This window comes from Virgibacillus sp. AGTR (assembly GCF_016919725.2).
Taxonomy (GTDB): domain Bacteria; phylum Bacillota; class Bacilli; order Bacillales; family Amphibacillaceae; genus Virgibacillus; species Virgibacillus salarius.
Genome location: NZ_JAJERH010000016.1, coordinates 45,593 through 61,177, shown reverse-complemented (window position 1 = coordinate 61,177; position 15,585 = coordinate 45,593). Strand labels below are relative to the sequence as shown.

13 protein-coding genes and 1 pseudogene are annotated in these 15,585 nt (G+C 36.4%); 3 read left to right on the top strand and 11 right to left on the bottom strand.

Going from position 1 to position 15,585, the window contains the following annotated elements:
- Positions 1–259 precede the first annotated feature (259 nt).
- Complete coding sequence (locus JUJ52_RS08545) at positions 260–544, bottom strand: hypothetical protein (RefSeq protein ID WP_026682990.1); 285 nt, start codon at positions 542–544, stop codon at positions 260–262.
- 176 nt (positions 545–720) lie between these two features.
- Between JUJ52_RS08545 and JUJ52_RS08540 the strand changes: the two genes are divergently transcribed.
- Positions 721–1,938: a dicarboxylate/amino acid:cation symporter gene (locus JUJ52_RS08540; protein WP_121605732.1), complete on the top strand. Its 1,218-nt coding sequence runs from the start codon at positions 721–723 to the stop codon at positions 1,936–1,938.
- Positions 1,939–2,232: 294 nt separating this feature from the next.
- Here JUJ52_RS08540 and JUJ52_RS23580 read toward each other — a convergent pair whose 3' ends face one another.
- The 4 genes and pseudogenes from JUJ52_RS23580 to JUJ52_RS08520 form a co-directional block, all read right to left on the bottom strand.
- Positions 2,233–4,425, bottom strand: a complete 2,193-nt coding sequence (locus JUJ52_RS23580) for a GAF domain-containing sensor histidine kinase (protein ID WP_205388848.1) — start codon at positions 4,423–4,425, stop codon at positions 2,233–2,235.
- A gap of 56 nt (positions 4,426–4,481) precedes the next feature.
- Entirely contained in the window at positions 4,482–6,449 is a 1,968-nt protein-coding gene (locus JUJ52_RS08530) for an ATP-binding protein (RefSeq protein WP_228088855.1), read from the bottom strand.
- Positions 6,450–6,470: 21 nt separating this feature from the next.
- Positions 6,471–7,397 carry a serine/threonine protein kinase gene (locus tag JUJ52_RS08525; RefSeq protein ID WP_205388849.1) on the bottom strand — a complete coding sequence of 309 codons (927 nt, stop codon included), beginning with the start codon at positions 7,395–7,397 and terminating at the stop codon, positions 6,471–6,473.
- Positions 7,398–7,560: 163 nt separating this feature from the next.
- A pseudogene (locus JUJ52_RS08520) lies at positions 7,561–7,710 on the bottom strand (zinc ribbon domain-containing protein); the annotation flags it as partial.
- 190 nt (positions 7,711–7,900) lie between these two features.
- Between JUJ52_RS08520 and JUJ52_RS08515 the strand changes: the two are divergent.
- Entirely contained in the window at positions 7,901–8,041 is a 141-nt protein-coding gene (locus tag JUJ52_RS08515; protein WP_161629299.1) for a hypothetical protein, read from the top strand.
- Here the strand turns inward: JUJ52_RS08515 and JUJ52_RS08510 are convergent.
- Entirely contained in the window at positions 8,038–8,760 is a 723-nt protein-coding gene (locus tag JUJ52_RS08510; protein ID WP_034679847.1) for a response regulator transcription factor, read from the bottom strand. The two genes, JUJ52_RS08515 and JUJ52_RS08510, sit on opposite strands and share 4 nt — an antisense overlap.
- 264 nt (positions 8,761–9,024) lie before the next feature.
- On the opposite strand from JUJ52_RS08510, the gene JUJ52_RS08505 reads away from it, so the two are divergent.
- Positions 9,025–10,725, top strand: coding sequence for a M3 family oligoendopeptidase (locus JUJ52_RS08505; protein WP_205388850.1), 1,701 nt, complete (start codon positions 9,025–9,027; stop codon positions 10,723–10,725).
- A 73-nt stretch (positions 10,726–10,798) separates the two neighbouring features.
- Here the strand turns inward: JUJ52_RS08505 and glpX are convergent, their stop codons facing one another.
- From glpX to JUJ52_RS08480, 5 genes are all read right to left on the bottom strand, one after another.
- Entirely contained in the window at positions 10,799–11,746 is a 948-nt protein-coding gene (glpX, locus tag JUJ52_RS08500) for a class II fructose-bisphosphatase (RefSeq protein WP_026682985.1), read from the bottom strand.
- Between the two features lie 17 nt (positions 11,747–11,763).
- A complete protein-coding gene (rpiB, locus tag JUJ52_RS08495) occupies positions 11,764–12,249 on the bottom strand; it encodes a ribose 5-phosphate isomerase B (RefSeq protein WP_026682984.1) in 486 nt (161 codons plus the stop codon).
- A gap of 218 nt (positions 12,250–12,467) precedes the next feature.
- Positions 12,468–13,124 (bottom strand): dihydroxyacetone kinase subunit DhaL, encoded by a 657-nt coding sequence (dhaL, locus tag JUJ52_RS08490; protein WP_205388851.1) that lies wholly within the window; start codon positions 13,122–13,124, stop codon positions 12,468–12,470.
- A gap of 28 nt (positions 13,125–13,152) precedes the next feature.
- A complete protein-coding gene (locus JUJ52_RS08485; RefSeq protein ID WP_205388852.1) occupies positions 13,153–14,157 on the bottom strand; it encodes a dihydroxyacetone kinase subunit DhaK in 1,005 nt (334 codons plus the stop codon).
- A 136-nt stretch (positions 14,158–14,293) separates the two neighbouring features.
- Positions 14,294–15,574, bottom strand: a complete 1,281-nt coding sequence (locus tag JUJ52_RS08480) for an MFS transporter (protein WP_205388853.1) — start codon at positions 15,572–15,574, stop codon at positions 14,294–14,296.
- Positions 15,575–15,585: the final 11 nt, after the last annotated feature.

Here is a 15,585-nt window from a genome sequence, read left to right as displayed (position 1 = left end):
GCGGAAAGCGAAGTAATTAGTCGGAGCATTGCCAATATACATCAAACATTTCAAAATAACTACCTGGCTTAACGCAGTCATTGCACTGATTTTATACTTTCTTATCTTTGAACAAAAGCGCAAGTAGCCGATTAGAAACGTAGCGACTGGAGCGCGGAACGAGTCAACGAAGATAAAGGAATCACGGTGAGCTTGCGGTCGATGACTTATTATAAAAAAAGAGCGGAGAACCCGCTCTTTTTTTGCTTCCATTATTTTCTTACGCTTTTGCATTTGCATAAGAGTCAGTTAAAGCTGTAATAATTAAGCCAATAGCTGACGCGAATAGAGCAGCAATGCCCCATCCTCCAAACCCAGCACCCATAATATCGACTTTTTCGACTAAAGTAGCTAATACAAGAAATACGATACCCACAATAACTAATAAAAATCCGGGAATATAACCTGTATAGCTTTTTTTCGATGTTGCTTTTAACAGGACTAAACTGATAGCAACAAGAATTACCGCTAGTATTGCACCAATTGTAAGCACTGACTGTACCATATTTTCACCTCATACAATAAATATATTGCTTAATATAGTCTACAATTGAACACGCATAAAGTCAATTATACATCCCTTTTTTTCGGTGGCGTTTTCATGACAATGGATAAATAAATTAGAATTGTCAAATAAAATGATGAATATAGTTTTATAAATAGTAAAAAGGAGGTTTTGAAATGAAGAAGCGTTTTATTTGGTATATTCTTGCTGCCTTTATTTTATCCATCATTGTCGGAACTATGTTAGGAGAAAATGCTAGCTTTGTTCAACCACTTGGCGACCTATTTTTACGTCTGATTAAGTTTATTATTGTTCCATTAATTTTAGCTACCATTATTGTCGGAGTCACCAGTGCTGGAAGCGTCAGAAAGCTAAGCAGATTGGGAGGAAAAACATTAGGATATTATTTAGCCACAAGCTTTATCGCCATCTCCATTGGACTCATTTTCGGATACCTGTTCACACCTGGTACAAATACAGGAATTGATACACCTGAGCCAAGTTCAAGTTCAGCTCTAGCTGAATCAGAAGGTGTTATTCAAACAATTTTAAACATTGCGCCAACTAATCCAATGGAAGCATTAGCAACAGGAAATATTTTACAAATTATCTTTTTTGCAATATGTATAGGGATTGGCATTATTTTAGTAGGAGAATCTGCGCTACCGGTTCAACGATTTTTTAATGGACTTGCCGACATCATGTATAAAATTACGAATAGCATTATGTTGCTAGTTCCATTTGGTATATTCGGATTACTTACACCTATCATTGGTGAATATGGTTTATCCGTCCTCCTACCATTACTAAAATTAATCTTAGCAGTGCTGGCAGCATGTATTATCCATGCAGGAATCGTTTACGCACTCGCTGTAAAATCAATGGCAAAAATGAATCCATTCCATTTCTTTAAAGGAATCTTCCCAGCTGCAGCTGTTGCATTCAGTACTTCAAGTAGCTCTGGAACACTACCAGTGACAATGAAAAACACACAAGAAAATTTAAATGTTTCTAAGGAAACAAGTAGTTTTACATTGCCATTAGGCGCCACAATAAATATGGATGGTACTGCTATCTATCTTGGAATAGCAACTGTTTTTATTTCCCAATACTATCAAATTGAGCTTTCCTTTCCACAATTACTAACCTTAGCACTAGTAGCAACATTAGCCTCTATTGGTACTGCTGGTGTACCCGGTGCAGGATTAATCATGCTTACAATGGCATTAACAGTTGTTAGTCTGCCCCTCGAAGGGATCGCACTGATTGCAAGTATAGACAGAATTCTTGATATGATGCGTACTTCCGTTAATGTCATCGGAGACGCATCAGCAAGTGTTGTCGTTGATGCATCCGAGTCGCAGCGAGAAATAAAACATAGCTATACTAAATAACGAAGTAAACACCAAACGTAATTAAGAAACGAGACATGTAAGCGATTCATCTCCTTGTTCACAGATCGATAATATAAAGCGAAACTTCAATCAGGTGGGGGGGTTTGTTTCCCCCCCACTGATTGTAGGGAGCTTACTACCAGTAATATATGGGGTAAACGAAAATAGTATTTCATTTGAAGAAGATTTTATTCTCCTCCGAATGTTAGTTACAAAGTAAACGAGGTTCATTCACTTGTAATTTTTAACTAACCTACCCTTATTCTAAGATCATGCTTGTTACACAGGAAATTGTTAAAAGACATTTAAAGAAAAATGAAACTTTGATCCCACACCTACTTCACTTTCCACCCATATTTCTCCTTTATGACAGTTGATAATCTCTTTACTAATGGATAAACCTAACCCATGTCCACGCATTTGTTTATCACTATTGTTTGTATAAAATCGTTCAAACACATAAGCAATTTCTGAAGCTGGAATCCCTGATCCTTCATCTTCTACCGTAATAATTGCTTGTTTATCAATAACCGTTAATCGTATTCGAATTTCTCCTTTCTTTGTATGTTTGATTGCGTTAGCAACTAAATTCGTCATTACCTGTTCTATTCTTTTCACATCAACTTCAACCAATAATTCCTGTTCTGGCATTGTATTAAAATTCCACTGGTAACGCAGACCAGCCTGCGTTACATCTAATTCAAATAGATGACAAAGATGCTTAAATAGTTGACGTAATGATACTATTTCCATCGAAAAATCTAGATTTCCAGCCTCCAATTGAGCAAGGTCAAATAAATCTTGAACAAGCCGATTTAAAGAGAATAGTCGTTTCTTAATTACTTGTAGATAAGAAAGCTTCTTTTCATCTTCATCAACGGTTCCATCTAAAATTGCATTCACATAACTCTGAATGGTCGCAATCGGCGATCGCAAATCATGCGATATATTAGATAATAGCTTTCTTCTCATTTCTTTTGATTTAGCTAAGGAATCATTCGCTTGTATAAGGTTTTGATTGGCTTTATGTAATAAATTTGTCCGTTCTTCTACCTTCGCCTCTAATGATCCATATAAATATGCATTTTCAATAGATATGGCAGCCTGTGAAGCTAATAATGTGAGCAACACAATGGAATCCTGTGTAAAAACGTAGGACGCCTTATTATTTTCTATATACAGTACTCCAGTTAATTTTTGTTGATAAACGATAGGTATTGCTAGAATTGATCTAACCTGATTTTCTTTTATATAGTTATCGTTTAGAAATCCGCCCTTTTTAAAGGCTTCTCCTAGCACAACTGGTTCCATTGAACTTGCAACATAATGAACCAGTGAAACAGAAAAATTTTTCTGACCGTCAATGGATTTTGTCTTTTCGTAGATACTAACCTTTTCTTCTTCATAAGCTGCTGCCAGCTTCAATTCTCCAGGATAATTTAGAATAAGAAACGCCTTTTCTGCTCCTGCATTTTTCACAACGAGATTCATCAATTGCTGTAATAGACGGTTCCATTTAATTTCACGCGAGATAACGCTCGCTGCTTCGAAAATAGCATTCACATTTAAGCTTTCCTTCTCCATTTGCATAATCGGCATCTCTTTTTGCCGTTCAGCAAATAATTCTGGATGGCCCTGCGATATTTGTAATGCTACGTTGACTGCTCCCCAATCCATGAAGTACTGATATGCCTCAACCATATAAGCCATTGCTGACTTCGGTAAATCTCTATTCAAATAGTAATGACCTGCACATAGATTTGCTAATGCAGCATCCTGAATATAACCATTTTGTTTCGCAAAATTACTTGCTTGATTATACAAATAAATTGACTTATCATTCGCATCTTTTATAGATGTTAATTCTGCTTTTACAAGTAAAAACTTATGCAAATAGTTTGCTTCTCCATGCGTTGACCACATTTTTAATTTGGCTAACCGCTTCTTTACAATAGCTTTCCCTTTTTGCTTAGATAACTGACCATCTCTTATTAATCTTACCGTCCAAAGCGCGTCATAAAAATAGTAATCCGGCACAATTACAAGAATAAGGTTGTCATCAACTAGGCGATCTAATTTCTTCATAATAGCAATTGCTTCTTGCTTATTTTGAAACAAATATGTCATCTGCAATCGAATTGTATAATGAATAATCGTTGCAGAAGGATCATTCGTAAATTCGGCAAATTCCCAGTTTACCTCTGAGTATTTAGATGATAACACATTAATCCAGTCCACCACTTCATCTAAGAAATCATTGGACAATATATACTCATTTCGTCTTGCAAATTCCAATTGTCTTTGAATTCCTGCTTTTACATCCAGTAAGTGTTCTCCTTTTATAAATAAAATCAACCCAATAAATGAGCTATTAGCACCAGCGAGATGAAGGTTACCTGATTCGATGCATAATTGCTGTGAACGTTCTAAATAATAGATGTTGTCATTAATATGATTTTTCCAATGATTAACAAAACTGCCAAACACAAAATATACGGGAGCCTTTAAACTGTTATCCGAATACTTTTCGGTATGCTTTATTGCTAAATTTGCAAAGTAGTAGCTTGCATCATAATCGTTAAACCCACACTCATCATTAAGGCATAATTATTATAAACCAATGCAGTGACATCCATATCTCCATGTTTTAAAGTCAAGCGAAGCGCTCGCAACATCAGTATTGTTGCTAAGTTTTGATTCACATGATAGGTAGGTGCATTTGTATTAATTAATGTTCGCATCATAGAATGTACGGTTTTATTTGCTACCTCTGGAAGGTTTAATAGATGACGTTCTTTCCGTTTTAAAGCCAGCTTTGTCAGCAAATATTCCTTCGTAATATCATACTTACTTGGATTTCGTTTGAAGTTCCAATTAATTAGCTGTAATCCTTCCAATCCTGCTTCTGTAGCCTTTTCTACTTGATGAATATGTGTATACAGCGTGATTTTTAGATCATAGATGCGTAATTTATCCTGTATCGAAGTAGCATAATGAAGAGTTTCATTTAATGTGTTTTCAGCTAGATCAAACTGCTGATTTAAATACTGAGCTTCACCAAGCCCAATCATAATTTTATATGTAATTGCATAATATTGCTCTTTCCATTTCACATCCGAAAGTAACTCATAGCCAATATGAAAATAATGAAGAGCAGCATCTGTTGCCGCACGATACTTAGCCTTTTCCCCAGCTTTCCAATTCCATTCTACTAACTCTAGCTGTTTCTGCCTTGATAATAGGTTTCGACTAAGGTTTAGATGATTAACAATATCAAAAATATATGCTTCTCGCTCTTTTTTAGTATAATTATTCAATAACTGCAGCCCTATCATGAGATGATATGCTTCTCTTTCCGTTTTTGAAAGGCTGGTGTAGAAAGCTTGTTGCACTTTGTCGTGTAGGAATCGATACGTAGGCGGATGCTTATCTAATAGGGAGATATCTTCGTTTGGATATATCCACTTATAACTTGCATCTAACGGGAGGACTAATCCTTCTTCAAGGCCATGCCATAGATTGTCTGCAACTTCATGATAACTCTTCTCAGAAATAGTAACTAATGACTTTAAATCAAATTGGTTACCGAAACATGAGGCTAACTGTAAAATTTTTATGGTATGAATAGGTAATTTTCCCATCCGTTTTAAAATAAAATCGATAATTGAATCTGACATCGAAATTTGTTTCAACGCAACGGTATCAATTCTCCATTCTGCCGTATCTTGATGGTACCCAATAACACCCTCATCATGAAACGATTGAAATAGTTGGACAATGAAAAATGGGTTCCCTTGTGTTATATGGTAAACTAGCTTCTCAACATATGAAGTGTCCATTTTAGTTAAAGAAAGGGTTTCACTAACCCACTCCTTTATATGCTTTTTCGTTAGAGGGTGAATTGGAATTTTTGTAATCTGTACTTTTTCTTGTTTTAGCCTTTCTAGCATTGCTTCAAATGGGTGCCCGACAAATATTTCATTATCACGATATGCGCCTATAATAAGTAAATGCTGATTATTAGGATTGATTAAGAGATAATGAATCAAATCAAGTGTAGCACTATCCGCCCATTGTAAATCATCTAAAAATAAAACAAGTGGATGATCTCCTTTAGCGAAAACACCAATAAACCTCCTAATTGCTTGTCTGAAGCGATTATGAATTCCTTCAGGAGGAAGATCACTTTGTTCTGCTTGTGAGCCAATCAACCATTTTATCTCAGGGATAAAATTGACAATGACAGCTGTATACGTATCTAATTCTTCTATTAAGCGACTTCTCCACTTCGCAGTACTTGCTTCTCCTTCTGATAGAATTTGCCGTAATAATATCTGGAATGCATGAATAATTGGCGCATATGGTATCTCCTTATTTAGGTGCATAAATTTCCCGGAAATAAAATATCCCTTTTCCTTAACAAGTGGTTTATGTAACTCATTTATCAACACTGTCTTGCCAATACCTGAAGGTCCTGGTACTAGAAGAAATTCTGTGCCTCCCTCTTTAATACGGTAAAAACCTTCTAACAGCTACTTACTAGCTTCTTCTCTGCCAAACAATTCGCTTGGTCTTTCATAAACGCTAGCTTTATCTTTTTGTTGAAGTATGAAAGGAACGATGGTACCGGTCTGATTTAGCTGATTTAAACAAATCGCTAAGTCCTCTTTTAAACCAAAAGCGCTTTGGTACCGAGTTTCGGGCATTTTTTCTAAAAGTTTCATAATGATCGTTGATAGCATTACTGGTATTTTTGTAGTAATACTACTTGGGTCAATTGGTAATTTTGTGAGGTGAGCATGAATCATTTCTGCGGGATGATCTGTTTGAAATGGCAAATCTCCAGTAAGCATCTCATATAAAACGACTCCAAGAGCGTATAGATCTGTACGATAATCCAACGACCTGTTCATTTTACCTGTTTGTTCCGGGGACATATATGCAATATGATCTTTTATTTGATAAGGACTTACATTTGGATGTGGAAGCTCAGACGAAAGTGTTGTTGATTGATAAAACCCTGTTATCTTAATGCCATTCCCTTGTGAAGCTATTAAAATATTTTGAGGATGAATAGATTTATGTATAACGCGCTCTTGATGTATTGTACCAAGTGCATGTGCTATTCTTAAGGCAATAGCTATTAAATCTTTGACAGTTGGTTTACTATTTTCATACCAATCCATTAGCGTTCTACCAGAAAACGGCTCCATCACTATATATATATCGCCACCATGATTCTTTCGTTGCAAGGGTTTAAGAACATAATTACTCGTTAACTGCTTTGCCATATAAAAATCATGAAGCACCTCCGCCTTGCGTTGAGCGTAATTTGTACTTTTAGTGTCTTTTTTTATACAGACTATCGCTTTATCTTGCATGGAGAATGCCTTATATAAATCCCAAGTATCTGCTTCAATCACCGTATCTACTATTCGGTACCCTGGTAATGTTATCATGAAAACATCTCTCCCTATTTTCAAGAATTGCTTCGTGAACTACTCCCACCACTTACCACCCTTACGGGTTGCTTGAAGTGGGGGCTTCTTGGGTAATCGCCACTTTTGGTAGCTGACGAAATGGACCAAGCTAACCCTCTTGTTCCAAGAGTTTATATTTTCATTAGGCACTTGCTAATAAGCGAATGCCTTCTTTTTTGATATGGAGAGCTGAATTATAATCTCTATCGAGATTTAACCCACACGAACAAGCGTATGTTCTAATTTCTATAGGCATTGGTTGGATATTTCCGCAACTCGAACAAGCTTTGGTAAGTTTTATCGACAAATACTTAATAAATTAGCAAAAGAACAACGTAAACTTTCTCGTAAATGGAGACTTCTTTCGGAAGTACGTTAAAGAACACATTTGACTCTTTAACTATATTTAAATGAAAATTTAATTAATTTTAAACTCCCTTTATACATGATTATTTAATCTTATAAATAAAGGGGGAGTTAGAATGAAAAAACAGGAGATTACTCAGAATCAATGTCAATACGATGAAGAATGGATTCAATTAATTTCCTTAGCTAAATTCTATGGGTTTACTACAAACGAAGTACGTTTCTTCATTAAATGTATAAAAGAAAAAGACTACTAATTACGCTGCTCACTAGCAAACCTATATCCTATACCTCGGATCGTTTGTATATATTGGGGGTCTTCTGGATTATGCTCTATTTTCTTCCGAATATTACTTATATGGACCATAACTGTTCGATGATCCCCAAGACTGTTCACTCCCCAAATCAATTCAAATAACTGCTCCACACTATAAACGCGATTGGGATTACTTGCCATCAAATACAGTAGTTGAAATTCTTTTGCAGATAATTTCACCTGTTTTCCGTGCGCTATCACTTCAATACTTTCGGGTTTTATCAAAATTCCAGGATAGATAATTTGCTTAGCCGTTGCATAGGTAGTTTCTCCTTCAACTTTGGTCGATAATACTCGATGACGTCGTAAATGTGCTTTAACCTTCGCTACAATAACTGGCATACTTGTACTCTTTGGGATAAAATCATCTCCACCAACTCCAAGACCAAGGATCTTGTCTACATCCTCTTCCTTCGAACTAAGGAATAATATAGGAATTTCTGATTTTTTTCGGATCATTTGACAAAATTCATATCCATCTAAATAAGGCATCATGACATCTAATAATATTAAATCAGGATTTATTTTATCCACACATTCGATTGCTTGGTAACCATCTTCTGCTAAATGAACCGAGAATCCATTTTTCGTCAAATATAATCCCAAGACCTCTAGCATGTCTAAATCGTCGTCAACAATTAATATTCTCTCGCTTGCCATCAACCATCACCTTACTCAATAATATAATGATAAGAATTTAAATTTTCAGTAAAATCAGCATATGACTATTATACTACACAAGATAGATTTTTCCAGTTTTCTCTGTTTTATTTTACAGTTAGTTTCATAATTATTGTCTACTCGCTTTATTATAGGAGGTACATAGATATTTTGACTAGCTTTAATAGTCTTTTACAATACTTAAAAGGACATTTTGGCATTTATGTTGAATAATATATATTAGGAAAGATAAGGAGGATAATCATGCAAACAACATTTGAAAATTATACATATGAACGCCCTAATTTACCTCAAGTAAAGCTAACATTCAAAAAGTTAGTAACTGCTTTTACACAAGCTCAATCACTCGACCAGGCAAATCAATCCTTAACAGCAATTAACGATTTTCGAAATCGATTATCAACTATGTTCAATTTGGTCTATATTCGAGCTTCTATTGATACAAATGATGAATACTATCAAAATGAGAGGGATTTCTTTGACGAGGCAGAGCCAGAAATAAGAGGCCTTACCTTTGATTTTTATAAAGAATTAGTAGCTTCTCCATACCGAGATGAATTAGAAAAACAATGGGGGGCTCAACTTTTTCACATTGCAGAATGCGAATTAAAAGCATTTTCACAAGAAATTATTCCATTGCTTCAAAAAGAAAATAGATTGACTTCCGCATACGCAAAACTAGTAGCATCCGCTGAAGTCGAGTTTCAAGGAGAAACTTATACACTTGCACAACTTGGACCATTTGCTCAGGATAAAGATCGCAATGTTCGAAAAGAAGCAAGCTTAGCTAGTGCAGAATTTTTTAACACACACCGCGAGCAATTTGATGAGATATATGATCAATTAGTAAAAATCAGACATGAAATAGCGACAACACTGGGGTATAAAAATTTTGTGGAGGTAGGCTATCTACGGATGCAGCGCATCGATTACGATGCTGAGATGGTCCATAATTTCCGTAAGCAAGTAAAAGATGTCATTGTTCCTTTAGCTTCGGAGCTATATAACCAGCAGGGAAAACGTATTGGTGTGGATACATTAAAATTTTACGATGAAAATTTCCGTTTTCAAAGCGGAAATGCAACACCAAAGGGCAATCCGGAGTGGATTATTGAGAATGGTAAAAAAATGTATAAAGAGCTTTCTCCTGAGACTAACGAATTCTTTCAATTTATGTTGGATCGACATTTAATGGATTTGGAAGCAAAAAAGGGAAAAGAAGCTGGAGGCTACTGCACGATAATAGAAGATTATCAAGCTCCATTTATTTTTGCTAATTTCAATGGAACGTCAGGAGATATAGATGTTCTTACACATGAAGCTGGTCATGCCTTTCAAGCATACGCAAGTCGTCATTTTAGAATTCCTGAATATTTATTTCCAACATCAGAGGCTGCGGAAATCCATTCAATGAGCATGGAATTTTTCACATGGCCATGGATGAAGTATTTCTTCGGAGAGGATACTGAAAAATATAAATATGCTCACTTAACTGAAGGTCTGCTATTTTTACCATACGGTGTAGCAGTGGATGAATTCCAGCATCTCGTATACGAAAATCCACAATGGTCACCTGCAGAGCGAAAACAAGCTTGGAGGAATCTCGAAGCGATTTACCTACCACATCGTGATTATGACGGCAATGATTATCTTGAATCTGGTGGTTTTTGGCAGCGCCAAGGACATATATATGATAGCCCTTTCTACTATATTGATTATACGTTAGCTCAAATCTGCGCCTTCCAATTTTGGAAACGATCACGTGAAGATCATGAATCAGCATGGAAAGATTACATCAAACTATGCAAGCTTGGAGGTTCTATACCTTTCTTACAACTGGTTAAATCAGCGAATCTCTCTTCACCTTTTAGTGAAGGGACGGTAGAATCTGTTGTAGAAACCATAAAGGATTGGTTGTCTTCTATAGATGATCAAGCTTTATAAGTGAAACTTCAATCAGCGGGGGGTTTGTTATCCCCACTGATTGTTAATACCACAAAAATTATCAACACTATGTTTATGCAGTCGTTAAAATGGGATACGTACTTTCAACATATCGTAATTGCTTATCTTTTCCGTTCACTAAAATAGAATGTGTAATATAATTCCCATTGACCGTCTTTATTCCGTTTAGAAATAAATTTGCGGTAATTCCCGTAGCAGCGAAAATGCAATTATCCGTATTTACTAATTGTTGATGAGTTAATGCTTGTTCCGGGTTTACTATTCCCATTTGTAAACATCGTTGTATTTCCTCGCTATTCCTGGGCATTAGCTTTGCCTGCATCTCTCCACCAAGACATCGTGCTGCAACAGCTCCCAACACCCCTTCTGGTGCTCCACCAATCCCCAGAAACATATCAATATCTAATTCTTCCATACAAGTCGCAGTCGCATAAATAACATCTCCATCATTGAATAAAAGTACGTTTGCACCACAATTCCGAATACGATTAATATATTCTCTGTGTCTTGGTCGATCTTGAATAAGAATATTTAATTGATCCATCGGTTTATCTAACGCCTTTGCCAACGTGTGTAAATTATCTTCTAACGGGGCTTCAATATCAATTTTCCCTTTTGCTTTTGAGCCGACAGCTAGCTTTTTCATGTACATATCTGGTGCATGAAGTAACGAGCCCCTTTCAGCTGCGGCGATCACTGTAATGGCATTTCTTTGTCCATTGACGGTTGGTGTTGTTCCTTCAATAGGATCCACTGCAATATCAACAGCAGGACCTGTTCCAATACCTACCTTTTCACCAATGTACAACATGGGGGCCTCATCTATTTCCCCTTCACCAATTACAACAGTCCCACTCATCTTTAGTCGATTCAATTCCTCTCTCATAGCGGATGTTGCTGCTCCATCAGCTGCAATTTTATCTCCACTCCCAACCCAAGGCTTTGATGCAATCGCAGCTGCTTCAGTAACCTTCAAAAAATCTAATAACAATGCTTGCATTAGATACTCCCCCTAGTTTAGCTGCAATGATTACCTGCAGCTACTTCTTCACAACTTTGATTTAAAAATTTCTTTTCATTTTCAATAATTTTATCTACTTTTCGTTTTGAACCATTTGCCCAAGAAACATTTAAAAAGGCCTCAACCACCTTTTTTCCAATTTCAATGCCAATAATTTGTGCACCCATTGTTATAATTTGTGCATTATTACTTAACTGGGCACGTTCTGCAGAGTACGTATCGTGAGCAAGGGCAGCACGAATTCCCGGATATTTATTTGCAGCTATACATACACCAATGCCTGTTCCACAAATTAATATTCCCCTATTTAATTCTCCTGCTCGAATCGCCTGCGAAACTTCAAAGGCTACATCTGGATAGTCAACAGCATTACAGGAATGACATCCATAATCAATCATTTCATGTTCTGTATCCTTCAAAAATTCTTTTATAGATTCTTTAAATGCATATCCATTATGATCACTGCCAATCCCAATTTTCATGTTACAAAGCCCCCATATTTCTGTTCATTTATTTTCATTTTATTTCATATTTTATTATTTTTCAATATTTATTTTCGTTTTTATTTATTGTATTGTTTTTAAAATAAAATGGGGATCTTACTTCCAATAAAATGCGCGATAATAATTACAAAAAAATAGAATCAGAGAAAAGTATCTGATCCTATTTTTTTCGATCCTTTACTCTTTTTTTATTACCCTTAACTTGCTTTTACTTTTTTCGCTTCCACAAAGTCTAAAAACGTAGCAAGTATGAAATAGGCAGAAGTAGCTCCTGGATCTAGAGCACCTACCGATCTTTCTCCTAATCTACTAGAACGCCCCTTTCTCGATACTAAATCCTTCGTAGATTCCATACCTTCTTTTGCCGCAGCAATTGCCTCACTATATGCTGCAATAAAGTCGTTCGATTCCTTATATTTCGTCTCCAACATCTTCGCAAATGGTTCAAGTGTATCAACCATTGTTTTGTCTCCAACTTCAGACCTTCCCCGTTCCTTAATTCCTCTAGCGAAAGCAAGCCAATATGCTACCAGATCATCAGTATGAACCGTCGATTTATTTTTAATTGTTTTAGCACCTCTCATAAAACCTGTTGCATATAAAGGACCGACAGAAGAACCGACTGCATTTAAAAATGTCTTTCCAACAATTAGACTAATTTTTGCACTGTCTTCTTCTTCAGCGAGCTCATTTAACAGCCTTTCATGTACAGCTTGCCAGCCAATAGACATCGTAACTCCGTGATCTCCATCACCAATCCTTCGGTCAAGTTCACAAAGGTAATCTTTTTGCTCTTCAATCATATTTACAATCAATATAAAATAATCCTTAAAATCTCTAGCTGTTATCTCCATTTTTGATCCCCCCATTTAGGACATAGAATTATTTTTGTACAAACATCGGGCAATTTACTGGATGGTCCATTGTTTTCTTTAATTCAGCATCTAACTTCATAATTGTTACAGAGCAACCACCCATCTCAAGTGAAGTAATGTAATCACCTACATAAGAACGGTAAATCCCTATACCCTGCTCTTTTAATAATTGCTCTACTCTACGATAAACAATATATAGTTCCATTCTTGGAGTTGAACCTAAACCATTAACTAATACTGCCACCTGCTCCCCTTTGTTAATCTGAATATCTTGTAATATGTCCTTAACAAGTCGATCTGCAACATGGTCTGCAGTTTCAAGTGGACCCTTTTCAATTCCAGGTTCTCCATGATGTCCCAAACCAACTTCCATCTCATTCTCTCTTAGTTCAAAACTAGGTTTCCCCGTTTGAGGTAAGGAGCATGGTGATAAACCAACTCCCATCGAACGGGTGTTAGAATTCGCTTTTTCAGCAACACGTACTACATTTTCTAAATTATACCCAAAATCTGCTGCTGCTCCAGCTGCTTTATAAATAAAGAATTCTCCCGCTATACCACGACGCTTCTCCATTTCTTCTTTTGGTGCAGATGCAACATCATCTGTTGCGAGCGCTGATCCTACTTGAATATCTTCCTCTAAATCAGCCATTTCCGCTGCCATTCCAAAATTCATAACATCCCCAGCATAATTTCCGTATAAGTATACTACTCCTGCTCCTTTATCAATAGCTTTTGTTACTTCTAGAATAGGATCTGGTGACGGAGAAGCGAATATATTTCCTACAGCTACACCATCAGCCATTCCATCACCTACATATCCCATAAAACCGGGCTCGTGCCCTGAACCGCCACCGATTAGAATACCTACTTTATTATCCCTTGTTTGTCTAGCAGTAACTAATGAACGGTTGTTTTCTGGTAATTGCCTTATGTAATCAGAATGCGCTTTCATATATCCTTCAATCATTTCCTCTACTACATTGGTTGGATTATTTATTAGCTTTTTCATTGATGCACACCTCTCATTTAATAGTAACCTCAAAAAATTAGAAACTTCCCACTTTTCATTCTATCATAATAAACCGTTACATTAGCTTATGAATAGCCCATGCTTCTGTGGACTATTCATACGTATTCACATGCTATTAAACAACGGAGCGTGCTCTATCTTTTTCTTCTATTTCAACCTCTTGCTCAGGTAATTTTAAGAACATAGTCATAATTGCTCCAGCAAAATATAATCCAGCTAATAACCACATTAGACCTTGCGTGCCTATTAAATCATAGAATAATGCAACAAATGCAGGTCCTACAAAAACGCATAAGCCAGCCCCTAAATTTAGAATAGACATGGCGGCTCCTTTGTCACCATCTCCAACTAATGAAGGTGTTAAAGCAGAAAGTGGTACAAATCCAGCTAAACAAGCTCCCCATAGCATACCAATTAATCCAATTAAGAAAATATTCCCTGTAAAAACCTGTGGGACATAAAACATCATCAGGGTAAAGATCCCACAACCAACTGCCCCAAACCACATGACAGTATTTCTCCAACCAAATTTGTCTCCCACATAGCCAAAGATTAAGTTAAATGCTATATTGGAAATGAAGATGGTTCCCCAAATATTTAGCCAAACGGTAGTTTGGATGCCTTGATCTGCTAGATAAATAGGTAAGAATAACGGAAAAGCATATTGAGATGCTTGGTTGATAATACGAACAATACCAGCTATAGCAACCTTTGGCTCCCTTTTTAAAATCGTTATTCCATTTACTAATTCTTTTAATTTATTATCCGCACTATTTTTCGCCTCTAATTCAAATTTATCCCGATTAACAATTATTGCGAAAAATGCTCCAACACATACCCATAAAACCGCACTCCACATCGTCGGTATATGTCCAATTGCTTTAATTGCCCAGCTTGAATAGTACGCCCCTAGCACACTTAGGCCGCCGGTAAACACAAACCAAAACCAACCTACGGCAGTTCCTAGTTGACATTGTGGTGTACGATACGTTATCCAAACAAGAAATGCATAGGCAAATAATGGGTAACCAAACCCACGTAACGCATATGTTGGAATCATCAATTCATAATGAAGGTTCGGTATGGCTAGGCCGACAAATAGGATATGCCCAATTAAATATAGAACCAGACCAGTGGTCATCGTTTTTCTAGGACCAAATGCTTCCACTAAGACCCCGGATAACCAAGCTGCAATAGCAATTGTTACCCCATAAGATGTTGTAAGAAATGCTGCTTGCTGAACGGATAACCCTTCATCTACAAGAAATGGGCTAATCCAGGCTAACTCTAGACCATCTCCCATCATAAAAATCAATACACCAAAGTACCCCCAGGCTAAATTTGCTGGAATACCTATTCTGTCTAAAAATGTTTGATTTTGATTTAAATTTGGCATGATTCTCCCCC